At 60.2% G+C, this 19478-nt stretch carries 16 protein-coding genes; 15 read left to right on the top strand and 1 reads right to left on the bottom strand.

The window, feature by feature from the left end:
- Positions 1-192: 192 nt before the first annotated feature.
- From AC13Q5_RS17960 to AC13Q5_RS17895, 14 genes are all read left to right on the top strand, one after another.
- Positions 193-1179, top strand: a complete 987-nt coding sequence (locus AC13Q5_RS17960; protein WP_457880806.1) for a BMP family protein — start codon at positions 193-195, stop codon at positions 1177-1179.
- A 14-nt stretch (positions 1180-1193) separates the two neighbouring features.
- Complete coding sequence (locus tag AC13Q5_RS17955; RefSeq protein ID WP_457880805.1) at positions 1194-2618, top strand: amidase; 1425 nt, start codon at positions 1194-1196, stop codon at positions 2616-2618.
- Positions 2615-4141 (top strand): ABC transporter ATP-binding protein, encoded by a 1527-nt coding sequence (locus tag AC13Q5_RS17950; protein ID WP_488502629.1) that lies wholly within the window; start codon positions 2615-2617, stop codon positions 4139-4141. Before AC13Q5_RS17955 ends, AC13Q5_RS17950 begins: the two co-directional genes overlap by 4 nt.
- Complete coding sequence (locus AC13Q5_RS17945) at positions 4131-5180, top strand: ABC transporter permease (RefSeq protein ID WP_075854095.1); 1050 nt, start codon at positions 4131-4133, stop codon at positions 5178-5180. The genes AC13Q5_RS17950 and AC13Q5_RS17945 overlap by 11 nt, the downstream gene beginning before the upstream one ends.
- On the top strand, positions 5177-6118 hold the full coding sequence (locus tag AC13Q5_RS17940) for an ABC transporter permease (protein WP_488502628.1): 942 nt from the start codon (positions 5177-5179) through the stop codon (positions 6116-6118). Before AC13Q5_RS17945 ends, AC13Q5_RS17940 begins: the two co-directional genes overlap by 4 nt.
- A 15-nt stretch (positions 6119-6133) precedes the next feature.
- A complete protein-coding gene (locus AC13Q5_RS17935; RefSeq protein ID WP_488502627.1) occupies positions 6134-7426 on the top strand; it encodes an amidohydrolase family protein in 1293 nt (430 codons plus the stop codon).
- A 260-nt stretch (positions 7427-7686) separates the two neighbouring features.
- Entirely contained in the window at positions 7687-8571 is an 885-nt protein-coding gene (locus tag AC13Q5_RS17930) for a dihydrodipicolinate synthase family protein (RefSeq protein WP_075854092.1), read from the top strand.
- Positions 8572-8592: 21 nt separating this feature from the next.
- Entirely contained in the window at positions 8593-9252 is a 660-nt protein-coding gene (locus AC13Q5_RS17925; protein ID WP_488502626.1) for a GntR family transcriptional regulator, read from the top strand.
- A gap of 60 nt (positions 9253-9312) precedes the next feature.
- Complete coding sequence (locus AC13Q5_RS17920; protein WP_488502625.1) at positions 9313-10644, top strand: ABC transporter substrate-binding protein; 1332 nt, start codon at positions 9313-9315, stop codon at positions 10642-10644.
- The gene (locus AC13Q5_RS17915; RefSeq protein ID WP_075854089.1) at positions 10644-11576 is read left to right on the top strand and encodes a carbohydrate ABC transporter permease; all 933 of its coding nucleotides are present in this window, start codon (positions 10644-10646) and stop codon (positions 11574-11576) included. The genes AC13Q5_RS17920 and AC13Q5_RS17915 overlap by 1 nt, the downstream gene beginning before the upstream one ends.
- Position 11577: 1 nt before the next feature.
- Positions 11578-12393 (top strand): carbohydrate ABC transporter permease, encoded by an 816-nt coding sequence (locus AC13Q5_RS17910; protein WP_075854088.1) that lies wholly within the window; start codon positions 11578-11580, stop codon positions 12391-12393.
- A 31-nt stretch (positions 12394-12424) separates the two neighbouring features.
- On the top strand, positions 12425-13483 hold the full coding sequence (locus AC13Q5_RS17905; protein ID WP_488502624.1) for an ABC transporter ATP-binding protein: 1059 nt from the start codon (positions 12425-12427) through the stop codon (positions 13481-13483).
- Complete coding sequence (locus tag AC13Q5_RS17900) at positions 13480-14424, top strand: sugar kinase (protein ID WP_488502623.1); 945 nt, start codon at positions 13480-13482, stop codon at positions 14422-14424. The genes AC13Q5_RS17905 and AC13Q5_RS17900 overlap by 4 nt, the downstream gene beginning before the upstream one ends.
- 325 nt (positions 14425-14749) lie before the next feature.
- Positions 14750-16471 (top strand): ABC transporter ATP-binding protein, encoded by a 1722-nt coding sequence (locus AC13Q5_RS17895; RefSeq protein ID WP_488502622.1) that lies wholly within the window; start codon positions 14750-14752, stop codon positions 16469-16471.
- Between the two features lie 79 nt (positions 16472-16550).
- Here AC13Q5_RS17895 and AC13Q5_RS17890 read toward each other — a convergent pair whose 3' ends face one another.
- A complete protein-coding gene (locus AC13Q5_RS17890; protein ID WP_488502621.1) occupies positions 16551-17963 on the bottom strand; it encodes a helix-turn-helix domain-containing protein in 1413 nt (470 codons plus the stop codon).
- A gap of 206 nt (positions 17964-18169) precedes the next feature.
- Between AC13Q5_RS17890 and aceA the strand changes: the two genes are divergently transcribed.
- Positions 18170-19459, top strand: a complete 1290-nt coding sequence (aceA, locus tag AC13Q5_RS17885) for an isocitrate lyase (RefSeq protein WP_488502620.1) — start codon at positions 18170-18172, stop codon at positions 19457-19459.
- Positions 19460-19478 lie beyond the last annotated feature (19 nt).

Here is a 19478-nt window from a genome sequence, read left to right as displayed (position 1 = left end):
GCCCTTTTGATGCTAGGAGATTGCGGTTCGCTAGCCACGCAAATACCGGCTGTTCGGACTGTTTGAGGTTCATCGCGACGTACGGATGGCCATCGTTTCGCATATTATTTGAGCACGGCTGTTGCTTGACACTTTTTTAGACGCCTCCTATGATTTTTTTACCAAATGATCAAAAAGCAGGGGAACTAAAAAATGACCAAGCAGATCATACTGACACGCCGTGCCGTCATCGCGTCGGGCATTGCTCTCGGCGTCGGTGCGCTTGCACCGGCCGCTCGAGCGGCAGCACCACTCAAGGTCGCTGGCATTCATGCCTCGCCGGTCGAAAATGCCTGGAATTCCTGTCTTCACAAAGCCCTTCAGGACGCCGCAAAGGAAGGCGTCATCGAATACGTCTTCTCCGAGGGAGTCTCGGGCACGGACTATCCGCGTGCCATGCGCGAATATGCCGAACAGGGCAACAAGCTGATCATAGGCGAAGCCTATGCCGTGGAGAAGGAAGCACGCCAGGTTGCCGCAGACTACCCGGATACGGCTTTCGTTCTCGGCTCGAGCGGTGAAGCAGCCGGCGGCAACTTCGGCGTCTTCGGCACCTGGAATTACGACGGCGCCTATCTCGCCGGCATGCTGGCGGGCAAGATGACCAAGTCGAATGTGGTGGGATCCGTCGGCGCGATCCCGATCCCCGAAGTCAACATGCTGATCAATGCCTTTGCTGCCGGCGTCAAAGCAGTCAATCCCGACTGCAAGCATCTCGTCTCCTTCATCGGCACCTTCTTCGATCCGCCGAAGGCGCGCGAAGCCGGTCTCGCACAGATCGACGCCGGCGCCGACGTTCTCTTCGGTGAGCGTATCGGCACGGCCGACGCTGCCAAGGAGCGGCATATTAAATCGGTGGGATCGCTGATTGATTACACGCCGCGCTACCCCGATACCGTCTTTGCCAATGCCATGTGGTATTTCCGCCCCATTCTCAACGCGGCGATCGCCGATGTCGCCGCCGGCAAGCCAGTGGGGCGCAGCTACACGGCCTATGGGCTCATGAAAGAAGGCGGCAGCGACATCGTCTATGTGAAAGGCGTCGCTCCCGCAGAGGCGGAAGCCGCAATGGAGAAGGTCCGTGCCGACATCAAAGCCGGCACCTTCGAAGTGCCGAAGGTTATGGATCAGCCAAAGTAACCCTCGGCTCGATCATGAGCGGCTCGTCATTTGCCGATGCCACAGAGCTGGCCGGCACCATCAAGTCCGGCAAGCTTACCTGTGTGGATGCCATGCAGGCAGCTCTTGCCGCCTGCGCCAAGCGAGATGAGCTTGGCGCCATTACCTATCTTAATCCTGAAGCCGGGCTTGCCGCAGCGCGCGCCCTGGATCAGGAAGCATCCGTGTATCCCGAGCGCTTCGCGCGGCGAGCCTTTGCCGGTGTGCCGACGATCGCCAAGGACCTCGGCGGTCCCTTTCCGGACCTGCCGGTGACGGCTGGCTCTCGCCTGTTCGCACGCGCAGGAAAAGGCGCGGACAGTGATCTGGCGAGGCGTTTTCGCGATGCCGGCCTCTGCGCCTTCGGCTTGAGCACCAGCCCGGAATTCGGCTTCTCGCTTGCATCCGAGCCGGTAATCGGCCCGATCTGCCGAAACCCTTTGGATCCGAGCAGAACTGCCGGTGGCTCTTCGGGCGGCGCAGCGGCCGCAGTCGCCGCCGGCATCGTGCCGATCGCACATGCGACGGATGCGGGCGGCTCGATCCGCGTGCCAGCTGCCTGTTGCGGTCTTGTCGGACTGAAGCCGACGCGTGGTACCGTGCCCGCCGGCCCTTCCTTCGGCAATCATCTTGGCGGCATCGCCAGCGAACTCGCCGTGACGCGCTCGGTGCGCGATACTGCGCGGATGCTCGATGTCGTGCGAGGTCGGACACGGGGGCCGTTCGCGGATATCGCGCAATTCCCGCCCAAGACGAGCAAACTTCGCCTCGGTCTCCTTGCTAGCGCGGGACGGCGCTATCCCATTGCAGCCGATCGAGCTCAAGCTGTCGAAGCGGCGGCCCGCTTTCTGGAAAGCCAAGGCAGCGAGCTGCTATCCCTTCACTGGGACGAGGTGGAAAGCGCCGTAGAGGCCAGTGCCCGCGCCTTTGGCGATATCATCTCTGTCAATATCGCCGGCCTGATTGACGATCTTAAACTCGACATGCACGCCGCCGAGACGATGACACAGGCCTTCATCATGCGCGGGCGCGCCATGCCGGCAACGGTCCTTTGGAGCTCCCTGAATGGCGCCGTGAAGGCCAGCCGTATTCTGTGGGAGATTTTCAACAAGGTGGATGTCATCGTCATGCCGATGCTCGCCTCGGCCCCACCACCGATCGGGTCCTTCCCCACGGATCATTCGGACACCGATTTGCACCTTGAGCGCATGACGTCCCTCGCCCCCCTTGCCTCACTTGCCAACATCTCCGGTTTTCCTGCAATCACACTTCCCTTCGGCGAAGATACGCAAGGATTGCCATTGCCGGTCCAGATGATGGCACCCATGGGTGAGGATAAGCTGTTGCTACAGCTTGCATCCGCGCTCGAGGCCGAGCAACGTTGGCAGCACCGCTATCCGATTGCAGGATTTCCGGCATGAGCACTCCCGTCCTGACCATCGAAGGCGTCAGTAAACGCTTCGGCAGCACCATTGCCAACGATAATATCTCGCTATCTTTGGCAAAGGGCGAGATCGTTGCCCTGCTCGGAGAAAACGGTGCGGGCAAGACGACGCTGATGAGCATCCTCTTCGGGCACTATGTGCCAGACACCGGACGCATCCTGATCGACAATGTGGAATTGCCGCAGGGCAAGCCGCGTGCGGCAATCCGGGCCGGTGTCGGCATGGTGCATCAGCATTTCTCGCTCGCCCCGAACCTGACGGTTCTCGAAAACATCATGACGGGTACGGAAAGGCTGTGGTCGCTCCAGTCTCAAACGGCGACGGCCCGCAAGAAGCTCATGGCGATCTCCGAGCGCTTCGGCCTCAGGGTCGACCCCGATGCCCGCCTTGGCGATCTCTCGGTCGGCGAGCAGCAGCGTGTGGAAATCCTCAAAGCGCTCTATAATGATGCGCGCATCCTGATCCTCGACGAACCGACCGCCGTTCTCACCCAGGTCGAGGCCGAGAAGCTTTTTTCGACCCTGAAGCAGATGGCCGCACAGGGCTTGTCCTTGATCTTCATCTCTCACAAGCTCGATGAGGTCATGGCGACTGCCGACCGTATCGTCGTCCTGCGCGGCGGCAAGGTTGCAGCCGAAAGGCAGGCATCCCAGACCAGCAAGGCCGAGCTTGCCGAGCTGATGGTGGGACATCGCGTCACACGCCCAACCCGTGAGAAAAGCGCACCCGGCGACATCGCGCTCGAAGCTCGCGAGATCACGCTCAAAAGCGGCGGTGTCGAACGCCTCAAAAAGATCAGCTTTCATCTGCGTGCCGGCGAGATTCTCGGCATCATCGGCGTGTCGGGCAACGGCCAGGCAAGTTTGGGGCAGATCCTGTCCGGCACCTCAAACCACTCCTCCGGCGAGCTTCTTCTGTTTGGCAAGCCCGTCGGCAATCTCGACGTCGCCTCGGTCATCGATGCAGGGATCGGGCGCATTCCGGAAGATCGAAACCGCGACGGCGCCATCGGCGAAATGGCCATCTGGGAAAATGCCGTGCTCGAGCGCCTGTCTTCCTATTCGAAGCATGGTCTGGTCGACAAAGGCGCGGGCATGGCCTTTGCTCAGGAGATCATTGAGGGATTCGACGTGCGCGGCGGCAATGCTGCGACACGGACTCGGCTGTTGTCGGGTGGGAACATGCAGAAGCTGATCCTCGGACGCAACCTCCATGAAAGGCCGCGCATCCTCATCGCTGCCCAACCAGCGCGCGGACTGGATGAAGGCGCTGTCGCCGCCGTTCACGGACGCATCCTGGAAGCACGCCGGCAAGGCACCGCCGTTCTTCTGATCTCGGAGGATCTGGACGAGGTCATTGCCTTGGCCGATCGCATCCAGGCAATCGTTGGCGGGCGTCTTTCGCTATCCGTCGACGCCGCTGAGGCTGATGCGCGCCTGCTGGGGCTGATGATGGCCGGGGAATGGAAAGAGACGAGCGGTACCGAACATGCGATTTGAACGGCGCGAACACCGCCCTCTTTACATGATGATCCTTGCTCCCGTGCTTGCAATCATTGCCGCGCTCGCACTCGCCGGCATCCTGATCGCCATCGCCGGCGCGCCCGTCTTCGAAGCCTACAGGCGGATCCTGCTCGGCGCCTTCGGCTCGCGGCTTTCGGCAACGGAGACGCTGACGCGTGCGACACCACTGATCCTGACGGGACTTGCCGCCGCTGTTGCCTTTCGTGCCCGCCTCTGGAACATCGGCGCCGAGGGGCAATTCTATTTCGGTGCCATTGCCGTTGCCGCCTTCGGCTCGAAAATGCTCGCCGGCATGCCCGGTCCGATCCTCATTCCGCTCCTGATGGTGATCGGCGCCATTGCCGGCATGATCCTGATCCTCGTGCCGCTATGGCTGCGGCTGCGCTTCTCCGTCGATGAAGTCGTGACGAGCCTCATCCTGAATTTCATTGCTGTTCTCTTCGTCTCCATGCTGATCGACGGTGTGCTGAAGGACCCGACGGCATTTGGCTGGCCCCAATCGCAGGCTCTTGGCGATCACGCCATGCTGCCGAAGCTCATCGCGCGGTCGCGCCTCCACATCGGCTTTGCAATTGCGATTGTCATCGCCGCGATCGTCTATTTCATCCAGTCGCGCACCGTCTTCGGCATGCAATCGCGGGCAGCCGGGCTCAACCCGTCGGGTGCCGTTTTTGCCGGCGTCAGGCTCGGCTCGACCCTTGTCAAGGTCGCCTGCCTCTCAGGCGGACTTGCCGGACTTGCCGGTGCGATCGAGGTTATGGGCGTCAAAGGCTATGTGACCACCGATCTGTCGCCCGGCTTCGGCTACGCCGGCATCGTGGTTGCCATGCTTGCAAACCTGAACCCGCTTGGCGTCGTCCTTGCGGCGATCTTTACCGCGACGATGTTCGTCGGTGCCGACGGCATGAGCCGCAGCCTCGGCATTCCCACCTATATCGCCGACGTCACGGTCGCCCTGTCGCTCTTGACCATGCTGATCGCCTTGTTCTTCACGCAGTACAGGATCCGCCGATGAGCACGCTGATCGACATCATCGCTTCAGCCGGACTTTGGGCTGCCGTGCTGCGGATTGCTACGCCCCTGATCTTCGGCACGCTCGGCGCGCTTCTTTGCGAGCGAGCCGGCGTTCTCAATCTCGGCATCGAGGGCATCATGACCTTCGGCGCGATGATCGGCTGGCTCTCGGTCTATCACGGCGCCGATCTCTGGACCGGACTTCTGATTGCGGCGATTGCCGGCGGCATTTTCGGGCTGCTGCATTCGGCGCTGACGGTAACGCTAGGCCTGTCGCAGCATGTTTCAGGCCTTGGCGTCACGCTCTTTGCGTCAAGCTTCAGCTATTACATTTTCCGACTGGTCGTGCCCGTTGCCGGAACGCCGCCGACCGTCACCCCTTTCCAGCCGATCGCGATCCCCAGCCTGTCGACCCTGCCCTTCATCGGCCCTGCTCTCTTTACACAGACAGCACCGACCTATCTCGCGATCCTGGTGGCACTCGCGATGGCCTACATCATTTTCCGCACGCCGATCGGGCTTGCGATCCGCATGACGGGTGAAAACCCGCATGCGGCCGAGGCTCAGGGTCTTAACCCGATGAAAATCCGCTATGGCGCCATCATTGTCGGCAGCGCCCTGATGGGCGTGGGCGGCGCCTTCTTGACGCTTTCCGCCTTCAACAGCTTCTTTCCGACCATGGTGCAGGGCCGCGGCTGGATCTGCATCGCGCTGGTCGTCTTTTCTTCCTGGCGGCCGGGATGGGCACTCTTCGGCGCCCTGCTCTTTGCCTTCTTCGACGCATTCCAACTGCGGCTGCAAACAGCAGTACAGGGCGTACCCTATCAGATCTTCCTGATGACGCCCTACATCCTGTCCATCGTCGCCCTTGCCGTCATGAGCAGGCGAGCTCGCGTGCCGCAGGCGCTGATGCAACCCTATCGCCGTGGCGAAAGATAATCCGAGGAGCCGTTCATGTTCGATCTCATCATTCGCAATGCCAATCTCCCCGACGGTCGCAAGGGCATCGATATCGCGATCAAAGATGGCAAGATCATAGCAATCGAAGCCTCAATTGCCGCCGAGACCAAGGAAGAGATCGATGCGACCGACCGGCTGGTGAGCCCGCCTTTCGTCGACCCGCATTTCCATATGGACGCCACGCTTTCACTCGGCTTGCCACGCATGAACGTCTCCGGCACGCTTCTTGAGGGCATCGCGCTCTGGGGTGAGTTGCGCCCGATCGTGACGAAGGAAGAGCTTGTCGATCGCGCGCTGCGTTATTGCGATCTCGCCGTTACGCAGGGGCTGCTGTTCATCCGCAGCCATGTCGATACCTCCGACCCCAAGCTGGTGACGGCCGAGGCGCTTCTGGAGGTGAAGGACAGGGTCAAGCCCTATATCGACCTGCAGCTCGTCGCCTTCCCGCAGGATGGCTACTACCGCGCGAGGGACGGCGTCGCCTCGCTTGAGCGGGCACTTGACATGGGCGTCGACATCGTCGGCGGCATTCCGCATTTCGAGCGGACAATGGATGAAGGACGTGCTTCTGTTGAAGCACTGTGCAGGATCGCAGCCGATCGAGGCCTGCCGGTCGACATGCACTGCGATGAAACCGATGATCCCCTCTCACGCCATATCGAGACGCTGGCGGCCGAAACGGTCCGCTTCGGGCTGCAAGGCCGCGTCGCCGGCTCGCACCTGACCTCGATGCATTCGATGGACAATTACTACGTCTCCAAGCTCATCCCGCTGATGGCGGAAGCAAAGATCAATGTCATTCCCAATCCGCTGATCAACATCATGCTGCAGGGCCGGCATGACACCTATCCCAAACGCCGCGGCATGACGCGCGTACGTGAGCTGATGGAGGCCGGGCTCAACGTCTCCTTCGGCCATGATTGCGTGATGGACCCCTGGTATTCGATGGGCTCCGGCGACATGCTGGAAGTCGGCCACATGGCGATCCATGTGGCCCAAATGGCCGGCATCGAAGACAAAAGGAGGATCTTCGACGCACTCACCGTCAACTCCGCCAAAGCGCTCGGGCTTGACAGCTACGGGCTGGAAAAGGGCTGCAATGCCGATCTTGTCGTGCTGCAAGCCGTCGATACGCTGGAAGCGTTGCGCCTGAAACCCAATCGTCTCGCCGTCGTCAAGCACGGCAAGGTCATCGCCCGATCTGCGCCTCGTATCGGCGAAATCTTTCTCGATGGCCGACCGTCAAAGATCGATGGCGGGCTCGACTACGTGCCCATCCGGAACTAGCACCTCCTCGGCCGGACAGGCGATACCATCGCGACGTTGCTGATCGTGCCTTCTCCGCACGGTCGGGCTAAACATCGTCTTTTCCAGGGTTTCGACGGCAAGAACATGCCGCATACACGACATTCATTGCGGCGGCAGCTTCCTTTGCCGTCCCCCTTTTCCACACCGGTAGATCATATATGCGCCACTGAAACGAAGCTCACTTTACAACTAACATGTCAGTGTGATACGCACTAATCTCACAAGATCGGGAGGATCGGATGAGTGAGAATTTTGGCCTGTCGGCCGCCCTGGCCACACCCTTCGACGCGGATGGTGAGATCGCGATCCCAGGCGTGATCGAACAGGCAAAACATTGCCTTTCCAATGGCTGCAGAAGCGTCACGCTTTTCGGCACCACCGGCGAAGGTGCTTCGATCGGCATGCAGGAACGCAAACAGGTTCTTGCCGCCATGATGGCCGCCGGCATCGCGCCTGAGCAAATCGTCATGGGCGTGCTCGTCGATGCCGCCGAAGATGCTGCGGCCCAGGCTGGGCAGGCGCTGGCGCAGGGTGTCCGCAACATTCTTCTGGCCCCGCCATCTTACTTCAAGAATGTCAGCGATGATGGTCTCTTCAAATGGTTCGCAGCCGTTTTCACCATGCTGGGCACGCATGCCCGTGACGTGATCGTCTATAACATCCCGTCGGTAACGATGGTGCCGCTCTCCATTTCCCTCGTTGGCCGACTGCGCGCGGCATTTCCGGATGTTGTCGTCGGCGTCAAGGATTCCTCCGGCGATTGGCCCTATACCGAGGAGTTGCTGAAGACCCACGGCGATCTCATCATTCTGATCGGCGACGAGCGGCACTTGGCTCGCGGCGTTCGCCTCGGCGGACAGGGCGCCATCTCCGGCATGGCAAACCTTCTTCCGCGCGAAGTCCAGGCCATGGCGGAAAAGGGCATCGACGACGCCAATGTCGAGCGTTTCGTCGAACAGCTGCTGAACTATCCGATCATTCCCTCGATCAAGGCAATTCTCGCTCGTTTGACGGAGGACGATAGCTGGCTTGCCGTGCGCCCACCGCTCGTGGCATTGAACAGCCAGGATTCTGACACGCTCTTTGCTGCCTTCGGCGCCCTGTTTCGCGCCAAGGCAGCCTAACCGAACAGCCCGGAGCTGCTGATGGACGGACCAGGCGAACAGCCGACGTTGAGAGAGAAGGCCTATGAGAGCTTCACGCGTCATCTTTTGGCGCGCGACGTTCGGCCAGGCCAATTCATCTCGCAACGACGGCTGGTCGAACTGACGGGACTGACGCTTGGTGCGATCCGCGAATTGATCCCGCGCCTGGAAGCCGAAGGGCTTATCAAGACGGTTCCACAGCGCGGATTGCAAATCGCCCATATCGATCTGGATCTGATCCGTGAGGCCTTCCAGCTTCGTCTTTTTCTGGAGAAGGAAGCAGTCGCGCTGTTCACCTATTCGGCATCGGACGAGACGATTGCCAAGCTTTTGAAGGACCATCGCGATATCGCGGACGCGATCCGCTCCGGCGACAGTTCGCAGGAGCTGGAGATCCATGCCCAGTCGGTGGATTGGGGCATGCATGACGCGTTCATCGACGCACTTGGCAATACGATCATCTCGAATGCCTATCGGGTGAATTCGATCAAGAAGCGGCTGATCAGCCAGGACCGGTTTCGCATCAACGGCCATGTCGGTCCTGTCATGGAAGAGCATTTGAAAGTGCTCGAGGCCATTGAGCGACGATCCGCAGATGAAGCCGTTGCCGCTCTCGTATCGCACATCGGCGGAGCACGGGATCGCGCATTGAAGATATAAACCGCTTTGCATAACAAGGCCGCGAATGAGGAGATTCCCGGCCAAAGGAGGAGGAACGGAATGTCATCGTCATTTTTCAATCCGACACGTCGCGGCTTCATGGCCGGTACGGCAGCGCTCGGCGCGGCAAGCCTTCTGGGTGTCCGCACCGCCTCGGCGGCCGTCGACTGGAAGCGCTTTTCCGGCACGACGCTCGAGGTCAATCTGATCAAGAGCCCGCGCAGCGAAACAATCCTCAAATATCTGAGCGAGTTCGAGGCATTGACTGGCATCAAGGTCAATGCCGAAGCAACGCCGGAACAGCAGCAGCGCCAGAAGACCACGATCGAGCTTTCTTCCGGCAAGCCAAGCTTCGATGTCGTGCATCTCAGCTACCACGTCCAGAAACGTCAGTTCGAAAAAGGCGGCTGGCTTGCCGATATCAGCGGCTTCATGAAGGACCCTTCGCTCACCGATCCCTCGCTGACGGAGAGCGATTTCGCCGAGGCCGGTCTCAAATTCGCAAAAGACTCCGCCGGCGTCATGCGCTCCCTGCCCTTCTCCGTCGACTACTGGATCGTCTACTGGAACAAGGCGCTGTTCGAGAAGAAGGGCCTCGCCTATCCGGAGACCTTCGACGACATGGTCAAGGCCGCCGAGGCGCTGACCGACAAGTCGACCAACACCTATGGCTTCGTCGCCCGCGGCTTGAAGAACGCCAATGCACCGGTCTGGACGACCTTCATGCTCGGACATGGCACGACGCCGCTTTCGGCCGACGGCAAGCTGCAGACGGAATCGCAAGGCGCCGTGGACGCTGCCAAGCTCTATCAGCGCCTGATGACGAAATCGGCGCCTCCCGGTGTCTCCGGCTTCAACTGGGCGGAAGCGCAATCGGCCTTCCTGCAGGGCAAGATTGGCATGTGGCTCGATGGAGTCGGCTTTGCGCCGCCGATCGAAAACCCGGAGAAATCCCGCGTCGTCGGCCAGGTCGGCTACGGCATCATGCCGAAGGGGCCGAACGCGCAGGCAGCCGCCACCACCGGTGACGGCATTGGTGTGACCGCCGCCAGCCAGAAGAAGGAAGCCGCCTATCTCTTCTGCCAATGGGCGATCTCGCACGACATGGGCGCACGTCTCCTGCAAGCCGGTGCCGGCGTTCCCTTCCGTCAGTCGATTCTGGAGGACAAGAAGGTTCGCGAAGGCGTCAAGATGCCCGGCGCCTGGCTCGATGCCGTCGCCGGCTCAGCCAAGGTCTCGCAGCTGGCGCTGCCCGTTATCATCCCGGTCACTGAGTTCCGCGACATCTATGGCGTTGCGCTGACGAACATGATCGGCGGCGCCGATCCGGCAGCGGAATTGAAGACGGCAACCGCCCAGTTCGAGCCGGTGCTCGCACGAAGCGAGGGATAATGGCCTCCGTGAGCATCGAAGATACCAGAACGACAGCTGAGAAGAGGAGCAAGCCGCAAAGGCTTGCTCCCAACTACTGGCCGTTCGTCGTTCCCGCGCTGATCGTGATTGCCGGTGTTATCGTCTTTCCCTGGGTCTTCACCCTGTGGATGAGCGTCAACAAGTGGACGCTCGGCCAGTCGCAGAGTTTTGTCGGCTGGGACAACTATGTCCGGCTGGCGACCGATGCGCGCTTCTGGGAATCGCTATGGCACACGGTTCTTTATACCGTGCTGTCCGTTGTCGGCCCTTTGATCTTCGGGACGCTTGCCGCTCTGATCTTCGATGCAAACTTTCCGTTGCGCGGTTTCCTGCGCGGCATCTTCGTCATGCCGATGATGGCGACACCCGTCGCGGTGGCACTCGTCTGGACGATGATGTTCCACCCGCAGCTCGGCGTCCTCAACTATCTGCTATCGCTTGTAGGTATCGGACCGCAGGAGTGGATCTACAACCAGGCAAGCGTCATCCCCTCGCTCGTCCTGGTCGAGGTCTGGCAATGGACGCCGCTAGTCATGCTGATCGTGCTCGGTGGTCTCGCCTCCGTGCCGCGCGAACCCTATGAGAGTGCCGAAATCGATGGCGCCAATGCCTGGCAGAAATTCCGCTATCTGACGCTGCCGATGATCTCGCCCTTCCTGATGATCGCGGTCATCATCCGCGGCATCGATGCGATCAAGAGCTTCGATATCATCTACGCGATGACGCAGGGCGGGCCGGGAACTGCTTCCGAGACAATCAATATCTACCTCTATAACACCGCGTTTTCCTACTACGACATCGGCTATGGCTCGGCCATGGCTGTGGTGTTCTTCATCCTCATCGTCGCGCTCTCCTTCGTCCTCCTGATGATGCGGCAGCGGACGAAATGGACAGACGCGGAGGGACATTGAGATGAAGCGTTCGACACTCAACCGCATCGGCCTGTTCTTCGTGGCCCTGGTCATCGTCTCACCCGTTATCTTGTTCTTCCTCTGGATGATCTCGCTGTCCTTGAAATACGAGATCGACAACGGCGCCTATCCGCCGATCCTCATTCCGGATCGTTTCGCCTGGACGAACTACATCAATGTCTTCCAGGAAAACAACTTCTTCCTCTATTTCTGGAACTCCATTCTTGTGACCGGGGCAGCCACCCTGCTCGCGCTCGTTATCGGCGTGCCTGCCGGCTATGGCATTGCGCGGCTGAAGGCCGAGAAATCGGCGATCGTCATCATGATCGCCCGCATGACCCCGGGTCTTTCCTTCCTCATTCCGCTGTTTCTGCTGTTCCAGTGGCTCAATCTGCTCGGAACCCTCTGGCCGCAGATCATCATCCATCTCGTCGTGACCGTTCCGATCGTCGTCTGGATCATGATCGGCTATTTCGAGACGACACCGATGGAACTGGAGGAGGCTGCAAGCATCGATGGCGCCACGCCCTGGCAGGTTTTTCGCCTGGTCGCTCTGCCGATCGCGAAGCCCGGCATCGTCGTCGCCTTCATTCTCTCCGTGATCTTCTCGTGGAACAATTTCGTCTTCGGCATCGTGCTTGCGAGCCGCGAGACCCGCACGTTGCCGGTCGCCGTCTACAACATGCTCTCCTTCGAGCAGGTGAGCTGGGGGCCGCTTGCGGCGGCCGCCTTGATCGTGACGTTGCCGGTTCTCGTGCTGACGATGTTCGCGCAGCGGCAGATCATCGCCGGCCTGACGGCCGGCGCCGTCAAATGACCCGCCTTACCTTTTGGACAGGATCACATTCATGGCACCCGTCAATATACAGAACATCCAGAAGCGCTACGGCCAGGTGAAGGTCATTCACGATATCAGCGTCGATATCGCCGACGGCGAATTCGTCGTCCTCGTCGGCCCTTCAGGCTGCGGCAAGTCTACGCTGCTGCGGATGATCGCCGGGCTCGAAGAGGTCAGCGATGGTGAGATCCACATTGGCCGGCGCGAAGTCAGCCATCTTCCAGCGCGCGATCGCGACATTGCGATGGTCTTCCAGAACTACGCGCTCTATCCGCATATGACGGTCGCCGAAAACATGGGCTTTGCGCTGAAGCTGAAAAAGGCAAACGCTTCCGAAATCGCCGGCAAGGTGCAAAAGGCGGCGGCCGTTCTCGGCCTTGAAAATCTGCTGGATCGGCTGCCTCGCCAGCTTTCCGGCGGCCAACGCCAGCGCGTCGCCATGGGGCGTGCGCTGGTGCGCGATCCGCAAGTCTTCCTGTTCGACGAGCCGCTCTCCAATCTCGACGCAAAACTGCGCGTGCAGATGCGCGGCGAGATCAAGTCCATGCATCAGCGCGTCGGCACGACGACGATCTACGTGACCCATGACCAAGTCGAGGCGATGACCATGGCCGACAAGATCGTCGTGCTGCATGGCGGCCTCATTGAGCAGGTCGGTGCACCTCTCGATCTCTATGATCGTCCGGCCAACCTGTTCGTCGCCGGCTTCATCGGTTCGCCCTCGATGAACTTCATCGACGGCAGGATCGAGGAAGGCGTCTTCCGCAGCGACAAGGGCCTCATCCTGCCCTTGCCGGAGGGCTTTCCGAGCGCGCAGCATGGCGGACACCCACTTGTCTATGGCATCCGGCCCGAACATATCCGCGCTGCGGCAAGCGGCCTGTCCGCCCGGGTCGGCATTGTCGAAGGCACCGGGTCTGAGATCTACGCCAAGCTCGATTGTGGCGGTGAGGAAATCTCGTGCCTGTTCCGCGAGCGGCTGGACATCCGCTTCGGCGACACGATCGAAATTGCGATCGATCGGGCAAGCATCCATCTGTTCGACAAGGCGAGCGGAAAACGGCTTTGAGCCCTTTGTCCATCTTCGATCCACCCATCGGCAAGGCCAAGCACATTCTTTGCGTCGGTGCTGCCGTTCTGGATACGCTCTTTCGCGTCCGCACTCTTCCGCAGGGCCAGGGAAAGGTCCTGCCCTATGACATGCTGCAGATCGCGGAAGGCATGGCCTCCAGCGCCGCCTATGCCATTGCCCGCCTCGGTGGCGAGGCGAGCCTCTGGGGTGCCGTTGGCCGCGACGATACCGGCGAGCGCATTATCCACGATCTTGGTGCTGCCGGCATCAATGTCGGTGGGATTTCTCAGGTGGAAGGCGCACGCTCTGCCGTCTCGACCATTCTGGTGGACGATGACGGCGAAAGGCTGATCGTTCCCTTCTACGATCCGAAGTTGCATCATACGGTGAAGAAATTTGCGACAGATGATATTGCCGCGTTCGACGCCACACTGGTCGACGTGCGCTGGCCAGCGCTGGCGCTGCAGGTTCTCAAAGCTGCCAGAGCGATGGGCAAGCCCGCCATTCTCGACGGCGACGTGGCGCCCGACGGCATCATCGAGCAGCTGGCGCCGGAAGCGACGCATATCGTTTTCTCCGAACCGGCTGCTCAGCGCCTGACGGGAACAAGCAATGTGTCCGAGATGACGCATCTTCTGAAACAACGGTTCGATCATGCCTTCATTTGCGTGACGGCAGGGGCGGCCGGCAGCTATTGGTTCGACGAGCAAAACAATGACGTGGCGCATTGCCCGACCATTTCCGTCAGGGCCGTCGATACACTCGCCGCAGGAGACATCTTCCACGGCGCCTTCGCGCTCGCAATCGCGGAAGGAATGGCACCCGCGGACGCAATCCGCTTTTCCTCTATCGCTGCCGCCATCAAGTGCGAGTCGTTTGGTGGAAGATCCGGAGCACCGACGCGAGCCGACGTGATCCTCCGAACGCATTCGCTTTGAAAGCCAGGACGAGCGATATTCTCGACAGCACACATTGCGAGTTCATGGTTGCCGACAGAGATTTGTCTCGGGGCGGCTACACCATTCAAAACGCACATCTTTGTACCTCCAAACCGCAGTCTCAGCCCGGCAGCGGTTACTCACCGCCATAGAGGTGACAAGGTTGCACGCGTCGGTTATACCAAACGCGCGACTCAAGCAGGAGGATCGCCAGATGAGAAATTTCGGCACCCACTGACGCTGAACGGCAACGCCGAATTCGGGCTGTCGTTCGGTCCGTTCTTGTCTCCCCGGTCCTCTTCAATGCCCATGGAGGGCATTAATCATGCTTCGTCGTTTCTTTTCCTACTATGCCCGCTACAAGACGCTGTTCCTTCTCGATTTCGGCTGTGCCGTGCTTGCCGGCCTTCTGGAACTCGGCTTCCCGCTGGCCGTCAAGGTTTTCGTCGACCAACTGCTGCCCGGCCGCGACTGGGGTCTGATTTTCGCGACCGCTGCTCTCTTGCTTGTTGTCTATGCGGTGGCAACCGGCCTTTCGGCTATCGTCAACTATTGGGGCCATGCGCTTGGCATCTCGATCGAGTCCGACATGCGCCGCCAGGCTTTCGATCATATCCAGAAGCTCTCCTTCCGCTATTTCGACAACAACCGCACCGGTCATCTGATCACCCACGTTACCAAGGATCTCGAGGAAGTGGGCGAGATCGCCCATCATGGCCCCGAGGACCTGTTCATTGCCATCATGACCTTCATCGGCGCCTTCCTGCTGATGTTCAGCGTCCACTGGAAGCTCGCGCTGCTGACGACGACCATCGTGCCGTTCATGACCTGGCTCGTCAGCCGCTATGGCTCGAAGATGACGCTGAATTCGCGCAGCCTGTTCGGCAAGGTCGGCAACTTCAACACGCGCATGCAGGAAACCGTCGGCGGCATCCGGGTGGTCAAGGCCTTCGCCAACGAGCGATACGAAAGTCAGCTGTTTGCCAGCGACAACGAGGACTACAAGGCGACCAAGCTGGATGGCTACGCCTATATGACGGCAAGCATTGCGCTCAGCTATTTCAGCACCCGCCTGGTACAGCTCCTCGTGATGATGGCGGGAACCTGGTTCGTCATATCGGGCGAGCTGAGCTATGGCGGCTTCATCAGCTTCCTGCTGCTCATCAATGTCTTTTTCCGCCCGATCGACAAGATCACGTCGGTGATCGAGACCTATCCCAAGGGCATTGCGGGCTTCAAACGCTTCCTGTCGCTGATCGATACCGAACCGGATCTCGCCGACCGACCAAATGCGATCGCGGTCCATCATTTGAAGGGTGATATCGCCTACAAGCATGTCGGTTTCGGCTATTCCGAACAGACTGCGATCTTCAGCGATCTCTCCCTGACGATCGCGCCTGGCGAGACAGTAGCTTTCGTCGGCGCTTCGGGCACCGGCAAGACAACGATCTGCTCGTTGCTGCCGCGCTTCTATGACGTGACATCCGGCAGCATCACCATCGACGGCATCGATATCCGCGACATGACCCAAGCCTCGCTGCGCAGCCAGATCGGCATCGTCCAGCAGGACGTCTTTCTGTTCGGCTCGACCATTCGCGAGAACATCGCCTACGGAAAGCTCGGTGCGACGGACGAAGACATCATGAAGGCGTTGCAGCGCGCCTCGCTGGACGAATTCGTCCGGTCCCTGCCCGCCGGCCTCGATACGCCGACGGGCGAGCGCGGCGTCAAGCTTTCCGGCGGACAGAAACAGCGTCTCGCGATCGCCCGCATCTTCCTGAAAGATCCACCGATCCTCATTCTCGATGAGGCTACGTCCGCGCTCGATACCGCGACCGAATATGCGATCCAGCAGGCTCTATCGGAGCTTGCGAAAGGACGCACGACCCTGGTTGTCGCACACCGGCTGTCGACGATCCGCAACGCCGACCGCATCATCGTCATGGGCGACAGCGGCATTGTCGAACAGGGATCGCATGACGAGTTGCTTGCTCGCCGCGGCGCTTATGCGCGGCTGCATACTGCACAGTTCGGACTTTATGCCTGATTTGCCCGCAGGAGCGAATAAGAGAGGAGCCGAGGCTTGGCGTCGCAGCTCCCCTTCTGAACGACAATGATCAACGCAGTCACTGAAAATCGAACACGCTCAGGCCGGCCGCCATTTCATCGAGGCCGAGCGGGCGCGTGACTGGCGGTTCGGCTCTTACCAGACAACCCTGGCGTTCGCATAGGCGACAGGCAGGACCGATCATGACCTGATCGCTACCCAGCGCCTTCCCATAGACCACCTCGTCGCGATGGGCGACATCGCAGCCGATGAGAAGTGCCGTGCGGCGCACCCTTTCTCCGAAGTCGGCCCGCGGCCCCTCGATCGTTCGCGATACTGTCAGAAAGCCGGCACCGTCGGGCATCTGGGTAGCGTCCACCAATATCTGTCCGGGCTGAGCGAAGGCGGCATGGATGTTAAGTTTCGGACAGCCGCCGCCGAAGCGCGCTTGCGGAAAGCCTTGCGCCCCCGCCTTGCGCAGGCGATGGCCGGCATTGTCGATCTCCATCAGGAAAAACGGAATGCCGGATGCGCCAGGACGCTGCAGACTGGTCAGCCGCGTGGCGGCTTGCTCATAGGAAACGCCGAAACGAGCACTCAGACCCTCGATATCGCAATGCAGCCGCTGCGCCGCCGAGAGATAGGCGCCATACGGCATGAGAAGCGCATGGGAAGCATAACGCGCCAGCTCGAAACGGGCGATGCGATTGGCTTCGGGCGTCGAAAGCGCGAGGGTGTTTAGCTCGGCGGCGATCTCCTCACGCATCACCAGAAGCGAGACTTCCGTCGCAATCTCCCTGAGCTGATCGAAGGGCGACAGCCGCTCGGACAGGAAAAGCCGCATCGAATGCCGATCGTAGCGCCGACGCAAGCCGGGCATGGCGCGTACCGGCAACAGACGCACCGCTATACCATGCTCGCCCTTCATCCAGGCCTTCAACGCGCCCACGATGTCATCGCCAGGCGACAGGCGTTCGTGGAAAGTCTCCGCAGCATCTTCGATGCGGGCAAAGAAATTCGGACGCGACTGCAGGCGATCGTGAACCTCGTCGAGCGGCAGACGCGGTCCGGTGACATCGGCAACTCTGCCCTCGCGCGATAGGAGCTCGGCGAGATCGGACAGCCTTGCCGCCTGCTCACGATAGGCTCGATAAAGCCGGATCATGCCGTTTGCCGCATTCGGTGCGGCGTCGGCAAGTTCGATCAGTTCCTGATCGCCTGGGATCTCTCCGGCAAGCAATGGGTCGGCAAAGACTTCACGCAACTGCCCTGCACTGCCGCCCTGTTCACCCTGCAGTTCGTCGAGATCGACCTTATAGACCGCCGACAGCTTCAAAAGCAATTGCACGGTCAAGGGTCGCTGATTGCGCTCGATGAGATTGAGATAGGACGGCGAGATATCAAGCGCCTGCGCCATCGTCGTCTGCGTCAGACCGAGACCCATGCGGATGCGCCTAACCTTCGGGCCGGCAAAGATCTTGCGCTCAACCATGAGTCATACCTTTTACAAGTCCTTCACCGGCAATATTTTACAAGATTTACAATTTTACCGAAGACCTATGTCAACAATAGCACATCATAACCCTTTTATCTAACGGGATTTTCCGGTTTTTCTCGCTCCTGTAGCGCCGATATTGTAAAAACAGTCATGCAATCGAGATCGATCGAAGGGTCGAGAGGAAGTATCAGGAGAATCGCATGACAGATTTTTACAAACTGGTTCCCAGCGCGCCTGCCGGGCGTTTCGATGGTGTCGAGCGCCCGTATCAGGCCGCCGATGTCGAGCGGTTGCGCGGATCGATCACGATCCGCCACTCACTTGCGGAGATGGGTGCGCACCGCCTCTGGCAGCTCATTCACGAAGAGGATTTCGTCAATGCGCTCGGTGCGCTCTCGGGCAACCAGGCCATGCAGATGGTTCGCGCCGGCCTGAAGGCGATCTATCTCTCAGGATGGCAGGTTGCTGCCGACGCCAATACGGCGTCTGCCATGTATCCGGATCAGTCGCTTTATCCCGCCAATGCCGGTCCGGAGCTGGCAAAGCGCATCAATCGCACCCTCCAACGCGCCGACCAGATCGAGACTGCCGAAGGCAAAGGGCTTTCCGTCGACACATGGTTAGCGCCGATCGTTGCGGATGCTGAAGCGGGCTTCGGGGGGCCATTGAACGCTTTCGAGATCATGAAAGCCTATATCGAATCGGGGGCCGCCGGCGTTCATTTCGAAGATCAGCTCGCATCGGAGAAGAAGTGCGGCCATCTCGGCGGCAAGGTTCTTATCCCGACCGCTGCCCATATCCGTAATCTCAACGCAGCTCGGCTTGCCGCCGATGTCATGGGCGTACCGACGCTCGTCGTTGCGCGCACCGATGCCGAAGCAGCCAAACTTCTGACGTCTGACATCGACGAGCGCGACCAGCCCTTCGTCGACTACGATGCCGGACGGACGGTCGAAGGCTTCTATCAGGTCAGGAACGGCATCGAGCCCTGCATCGCCCGCGCCGTCGCCTATGCGCCGCATTGCGACCTCATCTGGTGCGAGACGTCGAAGCCGGATCTCGAGCAGGCGCGCAAATTTGCCGAAGGCGTGCATCGGGTCCACCCCGGCAAGCTGCTGGCCTATAATTGCTCGCCGTCGTTCAACTGGAAGAAAAACCTGGACGATGCGACGATCGCCAAGTTCCAGCGCGAACTGGGGGCAATGGGCTACAAGTTCCAGTTCATCACGCTTGCCGGCTTCCACCAGCTGAATTTCGGCATGTTCGAGCTTGCCCGGGGCTACAAGGCCCGCCAGATGGCCGCCTATTCCGAACTGCAGGAAGCAGAATTCGCCGCCGAAGCCAATGGCTATACCGCCACCAAGCATCAGCGCGAAGTGGGTACCGGCTATTTCGATGCGGTCTCGCTGGCGATCACCGGCGGCCAATCATCGACGACGGCCATGCATGGATCGACCGAGCATGCCCAGTTCAAGCCGGCAGCAGAGTGATATCAAGATCATAGGAGGA

The sequence above is a fragment of the Martinezella sp. CNPSo 3964 genome, assembly GCF_057784375.1.
Note: the sequence above shows the minus strand (reverse complement) of the source record. Positions and strands in the feature narration are given on the sequence as shown.